Consider the following 7,067-nt stretch of genomic DNA (forward strand, 5'->3'; position numbering starts at 1 on the left):
ATCGCTGAAAGCCGCCGGAGGATCGAGGAAGAAGGCGCGGCTGTAGGAGGTGAGGCCGCGCACCGCCGCATCGCCGATGCCGTAATGCGAGAAGGTCACGCTCCGGCCGGAGCTGTGACGGCCGAGCGCCTCCTCAGCCTCCAGCACCACGACCTTGCCGTGCCGCGCAAGCCGCGCAGCGGCGGAAAGGCCGGCGATGCCGCCGCCGATCACGAGGAAATCCGCAGTCGCCATTCACTGCGCCCTGTCCGCCGAAGGTGCGGCGGTAAACCAGCCGGGATCAGGGTGACTTGTCGTTCGCATCCGTGCGGAGGCGGTCGCTGCCCTTCGACTTCTTCTCGCCGTGGATGGCGTTGCCGCTGACGCCCTTGTTGGTCCGCTCATGCTCTTCGAGCGTGGGATTGCCGGTATTGTTGCTGCTCTTTCCGCCGCCGCTGTTGCTGCGCATTCGAATCTCCTTTGCTCCCGCTCCCAACGAAGCCGGAGCGCAACTGTTTCGCGCTTCGCCGCTCGCGCTCGTCGCGCCGGCGGCCCTTTTCGTCGCTGGCTGGCGGGTTCGACGCTCGATTGCGCACCCGTATCGAAATCGGCGGGCGCTGACCCGGCGCCTCGGATACCCCCAAATCAGCGGCGCAGGGGGCTTCCTGCTTCATCCCACAGGGCCTCCTCGCCGCAACCGAATTTTTGCCAGGAAGGAAGACCGACATGACCTCACGCATTTTCTCCGCGATTGCCGGGGCTGCCCTTGCCGCCGGCATGGTGGCTCTCAGCACCCCCGTGCTCGCCGCCGACACCGATCAGAGCACGGCCGTGATCCAGATCGCCGACCTCAACCTCCACGCGCCGCAGGGCATGCAGACGCTGGAGCGCCGGGTCCGCCAGGCCGCCAACAAGGTCTGCGGCGCCGTTCCGACCCGCGACCTCAGCCTGCGCCAGTCGGTCATCGACTGCCAGGAGCAGGTCCGGGCCAGCGCGATGAGCCAGGCGGAGCTCGCAATGGGCGCCACCAGCTCGAACGTGCGGCTCGCGCTCCGCGCCGAGTAACAACTCTCCATCGTTCCCCGCGAGCTCGCCGGCTGCTTACCATGCCGGCGAGCCCTTCTTCGTTCGGAACGAGCCCTGCCACCGGTCGTTCAGTTCGTCCGGCAAGCGGAGGCTAGGATGATCGAAGGCGAGAACCACCGGCAGGGCACGGATCCCGAAGAGAGGGCGCTCAGCGGCAATCCGGACACGCCTCCGCAGGAGCCCGACAACAATCCCGATAACGATCGCGAGCTGCTTCGGCAGGGACGCGACGAAGAGGAGGAGCGTTCGGCCAAGCCCGCCGCCGACGGCGAGGGCGGATCGGACCAGCCGGGCACCACCCTCCCCGGCTACGGCTGAGCCACTCCACTTTTTTTCTGTGGATAATCGAAGGGGACGCGCCCGATCCCGCGCGTTTCCGCCAATCCCGCCTGCGTGCTGTTGCCCGGATGTGACAGTTCGGCGGCACGTGAAATTGGCGGGAACTTAATCTGTTGCGGCCAGAATCAATCTCTGATTCAATTCTTAACGGGGAGCGGGGTCATGGTTAAGCGCTTGGTAACCAATAGGGGCGCATGATCCTCACCAGGGCAAGAGGAGTGGGATCATGGCTACGAGTACGAGGCCAGCCGACGGAGCGTTGACGCTGGTCGAGATCAAGGAATTCGGAAGTTTCCCGAAAGGCACCCAGCGTTACATCCGGCGCTCGCTCGACGTCGGCCTCGGCCGCCGCGACGCAATGAAGCGCTGGTCGCGCGATGTCGGCGAAGCCGCAAGCATCCGCGCCCAGGCCCGCATCTACCAGCGGCTCGACCATATCCGCGACCATGTGCCGGACGATAGCGGCCTCGATCAGATGGAGCCGATGATGGGCCCGCTGATCACGATGACCGCATTCGACCTCGGCCAGGACAAGCTCCCCGATTTCGCGTCCTATCGTTTCCTTTACGAGCGGCTGATCGGCGCTGCGATCCGCCCGTGGCTCCCCGGCGCCTTCTGCGCGGCCGCGGCGCTTCCGCACCTCCATCCGGAGAAGAGGCGCGTGCTTCTTCAGTCGATCAGCGAAGCGGCCGCGACCGCGCCCGGCTGGTCGAACCGCGAACCGGCTTTCTTCCCCGAGTGGGTGGAAAAGGTCGACATCACCGTCGCCGGCTGAATTTGTAACGCGTACCGGAGGCCGCCCTAACCGGCGGCCTCCACCACTGCTCCTACCGCTGCGATGCGCTCCACATCGGCATAAGCCGGTTTGGCGAGCTCTTCCCCGTAAATGTCCGGATCCAGCTCGCGGTAACGGAGCGATCCGCCAAGGGCCGCCACCTCCCGCTCCAGCGCCTCGCGCAGCTGGTCGCGTCCACCCACGACCGCGGACCCCGTATAGAGGATAAGCCTGCCGCCGGGATCCAGCCGCCGAAGCGCCTCAACCGACCAATCGAGCGAAAGGCGTGCGCCATGCATGTCGCCGCCGTCGCGATAGGCGCGGGATTTCTCGTCGATCATGAAGGGCGGATTTGCAATCGCGACATCGAAGGCGCCCCTCACCTCCTCCAGCCCCCCTTCCACCGTCTCGATGTCGAGCCCGGAGTGGCGTGCGTTGATGCGGGCGATCCGGAGCGCGGCCGGGTTGATGTCAGAGAGCGTCAGCCGCGCTCCGGGGAGCAGGGGCGCAGCCGTGATCGCGCCTGTGCCCGGGCCGGCGCCGATATCGACGAGGCGCCTCACTCCGCCGACGCGGCCCAGCTCCGAGCGGACGAAATCGGCGAAACGATAAGTGTCGGGGCTGAAGAAAACCGCATCCTCGGCCTCGGTCGGGAAAGCCGAATGGATGATGAGCGCATTGTGGATGCGCCCCACCCGGATGCTGCTCTTCAGGCGATCGCCTTCGCGGGAGAGGGTGCCGGCGGCTTCGAGCAGCTCCAGCATCTCGGGCGGCAGCAGATCCGGCGCGAAGGGCATGCTCCACCCGAATACGTCCCTCAATGTCCGCGCCTCGAGCTTCGGCGCCCGCGCCAGGACCCTCGTGTGGCTTGCGGGCGTCACTGGCACGAAGTCGTAGCCGGCGCGGTCGAGGAGGGAGAGGAATCGAAGGAGCGCGGTATCGGCCGTGTCCGAGAGCTTCATTGTCGCCTTTCCGTGGAGAACAAACGGGGCGTTAGCCGTTTCACGCGCGACATCAAGCAAAGGAGGGGCACATGTTCACCCGTACAGGATCCGCGCGCTATGAAGGCTTCGGCAAGGAGGGGCGAGGGCATGTTTCGACGCAATCGGGCGTGCTCGCCGACACCCCCTACAGCTTCAACACGCGCTTCGGCGAGGAGCGGGGCACGAACCCCGAAGAGCTGATCGCCGCCGCCCATGCCGCCTGCTTCACAATGGCGTTGTCGTTCTCGCTTGCGAAGGAGGGCCTCACCGACGGCACGCTCGAGACGACCGCGCGCGTTAAGCTGGAGCAGGACGGGCAGGGCTTCAAGGTGAGCCGGTCCGACCTCAGCCTGGAGGCGACCGTGCCGGGGATCGAGTAAGCCCGCTTCGCCGAACTTGCCGAAGATGCGAAGGCGAATTGCCCGATCTCGAAGCTACTCAATGCGGAGATGAGCCTGGAGCACCGGCTGAGCGGCTGACCCGTGCGGCTGAACGGCACCCGCAGCTGTTGTTGTTTTAGGTTCATGCAACCGCTGCAGCGGCGGGGGCGTTGTTTCGGACGAGTACCCAGAAGAAGGATTAGGTTATGCGTAAATTTGCTCTCGCTTTCGCCGCCGCGAGCCTGGCGATGCCGGTAGCGATGCCGGCTCCGGCTGCGGCCCAGAACGGCTATTACACCGGCAAGACCTGGCGGGATTCGCAGGGTCGTCTGCGCTGCCGCAAGCGGAACGGAACGACCGGCCTCATCGTCGGCGGCGCCGCCGGCGCGCTTGCGGGCCGTGCCATCGATACGCGCGGCGAGCGCACCACCGGCACCCTCGTCGGCGCTGCGGCGGGCGCGCTGCTCGGCCGCCATGTCGACCGCAACCGCGGCGGACGCCGCTGCCGCTAAGTCCGCTTCCGGACTAGCTTAGGCAATCGAAGCGGGGCGCTGAACTCAGCGCCCCGCTTTTCGTTGGCGCATTCGAGGGAGAGACGAATGCGCATTCACCACATCAACTGCGGTACCGATTGTCCGATCGGAGGCGCATTGTTCGACGGGCGCAGCAAGGGCCTTACCGGCCACATCGTCTGCCACTGCCTGCTGATCGAAACCGACGCGCACGGGCTCGTCCTCATCGACACCGGCTACGGCCTCAGGGACGTACACCACCCGCACCGGCCACCCTCGCCGCGCATCACGAAGACGATGCGATCGCTGCTCAACATCAAGCTTCGCGAGCAGGAAACCGCCATCCGCCAGGTCGAGGCGCTCGGCTTCTCCGCCTCGGACGTGCGGCACATCGTGCTGACGCACCTCGATTTCGATCACGCCGGCGGCCTCGAAGACTTCCCGCACGCGACGATCCACGTCATGGACAAGGAATATAGCGCCGCGACCGGCCCCCGCCGCGGCTTCGTGCCTCGCAACCGCTATCGCCCGAGCCAGCTCGACGAGGTTGCCAACTGGCGGCGTTACGGCAGCGGGGGCGAGCAATGGTTCGGCTTCGATACGGTTCGCGACCTCGAGGGCCTGCCCCCAGAGATTTTGCTGGTGCCGCTGCCCGGCCACACCTGGGGCCATGCGGGCGTGGCCATCCGAAGGTCGGAAGGATGGCTGCTCCACGCCGGCGATGCCTATTTCTACCGCGGCGAAATGCGGGAAGCGAAGCGGCACTGCACGCCCGGCCTCCGCGCCTACCAGACGCTCATGGAGACGGACCGCCAGCTTCGGCTTGCGAACCAGGAAAGGCTGCGGAGGCTCTCAGTGGAGCATCGGGCGGACGTGCGCGTGTTCTGCGCGCACGACGTGGTGGAGCTGGAGCGCTGCCAGGCGGGTACGCCGCTCTAGCAGCGCCCCACCCGGGATCAGCTGCCGCCGCCCTCCCCGCCGGAACCGCCGCTCGAGCCGCCACCGCTGGAGCCGGAGCTTCCGCCGTTCTTCTTGCGCGATCCGCCGCTCTTGGCCTTGGATCCCCCCGAAGCCGACGCGCTCTTGCCGCGGCCTCCTCCGGAGCCGGAAGCCTGCGCTCCCGAGCCGCCGGAGCTGGAACCCGAACCGGCCGAAGCGGCCTTTCCGCCTGATCCGCCCGAGCTCTTCGAGCTAGAGCTCCTGCCGCCGGCACTCTTGGCCGCGGCCGACTTCGCACCGGAAGTGCGGCTTGCGGCGGACTTGGCGCCGGATGCCTTGGAAGCCGCGGACTTGGCCCCGGAAGCCTTGGACGCGCCCGACTTTGCCGTAGAGGCTGCCTTGCGGCCGCCGCCGCTGCTCTTGGCACTTGAAGAACGCTTCCCGCTTCCGCCAGAGCTGCTTCCGCCGGAGCTGCTTCCGCCGCTGCTCTCGGAGCCGCCGGAGCCGGTGAAGATGTTGCGGAAGGCGTCCGCCACCGCGCCGACCACGGCGGCGCCGATTTTGCTGGCGCTGTCGGCGGCCGCCTCGACGCCTTCGATCGCGTCGGTCGTCGCCTGCTTGGCGCCCTTGCGGACCTTCTGGTTGGCCGTCAGCGCCGCGGCGGCGGTGACGAGACCGGCGGCGATCAGGCTTCGAGCGACGGGATTGTTGGCGAGCTCGACCGCTTTCTGGCCGAGATCGCCCATGCCGGCGCCAATGCGGCTACCGCCGCCACCGCCCGAGCCGCCGCCGGACTTGCCCTTCTCAGCACCCTTGTTCTCAGAACCCTTGTCGGACGATCCTTCTGCCATAGCATCCTCCCAGTTATTCATAACTGATGCGTAACAGACGAGCGGCGCCGGGAACAGTTCCCTGATGCGGGCGGATCAGGAATCGGCGTCGCGTTCGAAATCGGCGGCCTCGGCGGCGCTTTGGCCGCGATCCTGATGCGCCTGCTGATCGCGGAGGAGCTCGTCCGCCTGGCGCGAGAGCTCGTTATCGTCCGTTTCCTGGTCGAAGCTGCCGTCGCTTCCGCCGACCTGGGCGACATCGTCGCTGCTGACGCTCTCGGCATCGCGACCGCCGCCCTGCTGCTCGTCGAACAACTCGCCGCGGCTCTGGTGCATGTCGTGGCCGGAGGGGCGGACTTCCTGGCCCTGGTGATTGGCCTGGTTCTGGGCGTTGCCGTAGCCGCCCGTGCCGCTGCTTCCGCCGGGGCTCGCCATGTCGCTCTGACCGGGACCGCCACCGATTTGCGTGCCGCCTGAGGTGGATTCGTCTGCCATGTTCAAGTCTCCTTTGGAGGGGCAACGAAGGCCCTATTTCGGCGGTTCCTCATCCCCGGGGCCGCGCCCCAGATCGTCGTAGCGGTAAGGCTCGCCATCGGGATTGACGCCGGTCGGATCGGGGGTGACGACTTCGCGCCCCTCCTCGCCCCGCCCTTTCTCCTCGGCGATATCCTCGGGAATCTCGTTGTGCCGCGCCTCGTCGCTCTCGGGGAGCGGATGGCCCTTTCCTTCCGCCATCGGTCAGACCCCTTCGTCCGGATCGATCGGTCGGTTCACCGACTCTTCGATCGGGCGCGGGCCGCCGGCGGGCGTGCGCCCGCCGCCCCCCATTGGATCGCTGTCATGATCCTCGCTCGGATTGCCGTTGCCGCCGGCGCCCGAGCCGCTGCCATGGACCTCCCCCGTCTTGGGATCGAAGCTGGCGCGCTTGCCGCGCTCGCTTTCTTCGGGCTTCTGGCGCTCCGGCATGAATGTCTCCTCGGTGGTTTCGCCGATGAACGCGCTGCCGGACCGGGCCGTTCCGGGGATGCGCCGGACGGCGCGCCGGAAGCGCTGTTTTGCGGGCTTCGCGCGGCACTCTTTTCGTTCTCCACGCGTTACGTCGCCGGGCTTTTCCAAATCGAGGAGAATAGTAATGCTGGAACCAGGTACAGGCGGCGGCGGGATCGGCGGCGACGGCGGCAGCGCGCATGACGTGACCGTGCTCAACAGCCTGATCGAGACCACGATCGACAGCGTCGACGGCT

12 protein-coding genes and 1 pseudogene are annotated in these 7,067 nt (G+C 67.2%); 6 read left to right on the plus strand and 7 right to left on the minus strand.

The window, feature by feature from the left end:
• The coding region (locus tag VF662_RS11190; RefSeq protein ID WP_464141105.1) for an FAD-dependent oxidoreductase at window positions 1-234 on the minus strand (234 nt) is incomplete at its 3' end.
• A 46-nt stretch (window positions 235-280) separates the two neighbouring features.
• Window positions 281-448, minus strand: a complete 168-nt coding sequence (locus VF662_RS11195) for a hypothetical protein (protein WP_464141107.1) — start codon at window positions 446-448, stop codon at window positions 281-283.
• A 257-nt stretch (window positions 449-705) separates the two neighbouring features.
• Here VF662_RS11195 and VF662_RS11200 point away from each other — a divergent pair, with 257 nt between their 5' ends.
• The 3 genes from VF662_RS11200 (at window position 706) to VF662_RS11210 (ending at window position 2,179) form a co-directional block, all read left to right on the plus strand.
• Entirely contained in the window at window positions 706-1,044 is a 339-nt protein-coding gene (locus tag VF662_RS11200) for a UrcA family protein (protein WP_464141109.1), read from the plus strand.
• Window positions 1,045-1,161: 117 nt separating this feature from the next.
• Window positions 1,162-1,383 carry a hypothetical protein gene (locus tag VF662_RS11205; protein ID WP_464141111.1) on the plus strand — a complete coding sequence of 74 codons (222 nt, stop codon included), beginning with the start codon at window positions 1,162-1,164 and terminating at the stop codon, window positions 1,381-1,383.
• A 247-nt stretch (window positions 1,384-1,630) separates the two neighbouring features.
• Window positions 1,631-2,179 (plus strand): hypothetical protein, encoded by a 549-nt coding sequence (locus VF662_RS11210; RefSeq protein ID WP_464141113.1) that lies wholly within the window; start codon window positions 1,631-1,633, stop codon window positions 2,177-2,179.
• A 26-nt stretch (window positions 2,180-2,205) separates the two neighbouring features.
• Here VF662_RS11210 and VF662_RS11215 read toward each other — a convergent pair whose 3' ends face one another.
• Window positions 2,206-3,141 carry a methyltransferase gene (locus VF662_RS11215; protein ID WP_464141115.1) on the minus strand — a complete coding sequence of 312 codons (936 nt, stop codon included), beginning with the start codon at window positions 3,139-3,141 and terminating at the stop codon, window positions 2,206-2,208.
• Window positions 3,142-3,212: 71 nt separating this feature from the next.
• Between VF662_RS11215 and VF662_RS11220 the strand changes: the two are divergent.
• The 3 genes and pseudogenes from VF662_RS11220 (at window position 3,213) to VF662_RS11230 (ending at window position 4,993) form a co-directional block, all read left to right on the plus strand.
• Window positions 3,213-3,641: pseudogene (locus VF662_RS11220) on the plus strand (OsmC family protein).
• A 107-nt stretch (window positions 3,642-3,748) separates the two neighbouring features.
• Window positions 3,749-4,054 carry a glycine zipper 2TM domain-containing protein gene (locus tag VF662_RS11225; protein ID WP_464141117.1) on the plus strand — a complete coding sequence of 102 codons (306 nt, stop codon included), beginning with the start codon at window positions 3,749-3,751 and terminating at the stop codon, window positions 4,052-4,054.
• Between the two features lie 87 nt (window positions 4,055-4,141).
• Window positions 4,142-4,993 carry an MBL fold metallo-hydrolase gene (locus VF662_RS11230; protein ID WP_464141119.1) on the plus strand — a complete coding sequence of 284 codons (852 nt, stop codon included), beginning with the start codon at window positions 4,142-4,144 and terminating at the stop codon, window positions 4,991-4,993.
• 17 nt (window positions 4,994-5,010) lie between these two features.
• On the opposite strand, the gene VF662_RS11235 is transcribed toward VF662_RS11230, so the two are convergent.
• The 4 genes from VF662_RS11235 to VF662_RS11250 all read right to left on the minus strand — a co-directional run bounded on the left by VF662_RS11235 (window position 5,011) and on the right by VF662_RS11250 (window position 6,939).
• Window positions 5,011-5,844: a hypothetical protein gene (locus VF662_RS11235; RefSeq protein WP_464141121.1), complete on the minus strand. Its 834-nt coding sequence runs from the start codon at window positions 5,842-5,844 to the stop codon at window positions 5,011-5,013.
• Between the two features lie 75 nt (window positions 5,845-5,919).
• Complete coding sequence (locus VF662_RS11240) at window positions 5,920-6,318, minus strand: hypothetical protein (RefSeq protein WP_464141123.1); 399 nt, start codon at window positions 6,316-6,318, stop codon at window positions 5,920-5,922.
• Window positions 6,319-6,351: 33 nt separating this feature from the next.
• Window positions 6,352-6,558, minus strand: coding sequence for a hypothetical protein (locus tag VF662_RS11245; protein WP_464141125.1), 207 nt, complete (start codon window positions 6,556-6,558; stop codon window positions 6,352-6,354).
• Window positions 6,559-6,561: 3 nt separating this feature from the next.
• The gene (locus tag VF662_RS11250; RefSeq protein WP_464141127.1) at window positions 6,562-6,939 is read right to left on the minus strand and encodes a hypothetical protein; all 378 of its coding nucleotides are present in this window, start codon (window positions 6,937-6,939) and stop codon (window positions 6,562-6,564) included.
• Window positions 6,940-7,067 lie beyond the last annotated feature (128 nt).

The organism is Allosphingosinicella sp., assembly GCF_036387215.1.
Taxonomy (GTDB): Bacteria; Pseudomonadota; Alphaproteobacteria; order Sphingomonadales; family Sphingomonadaceae; genus Allosphingosinicella.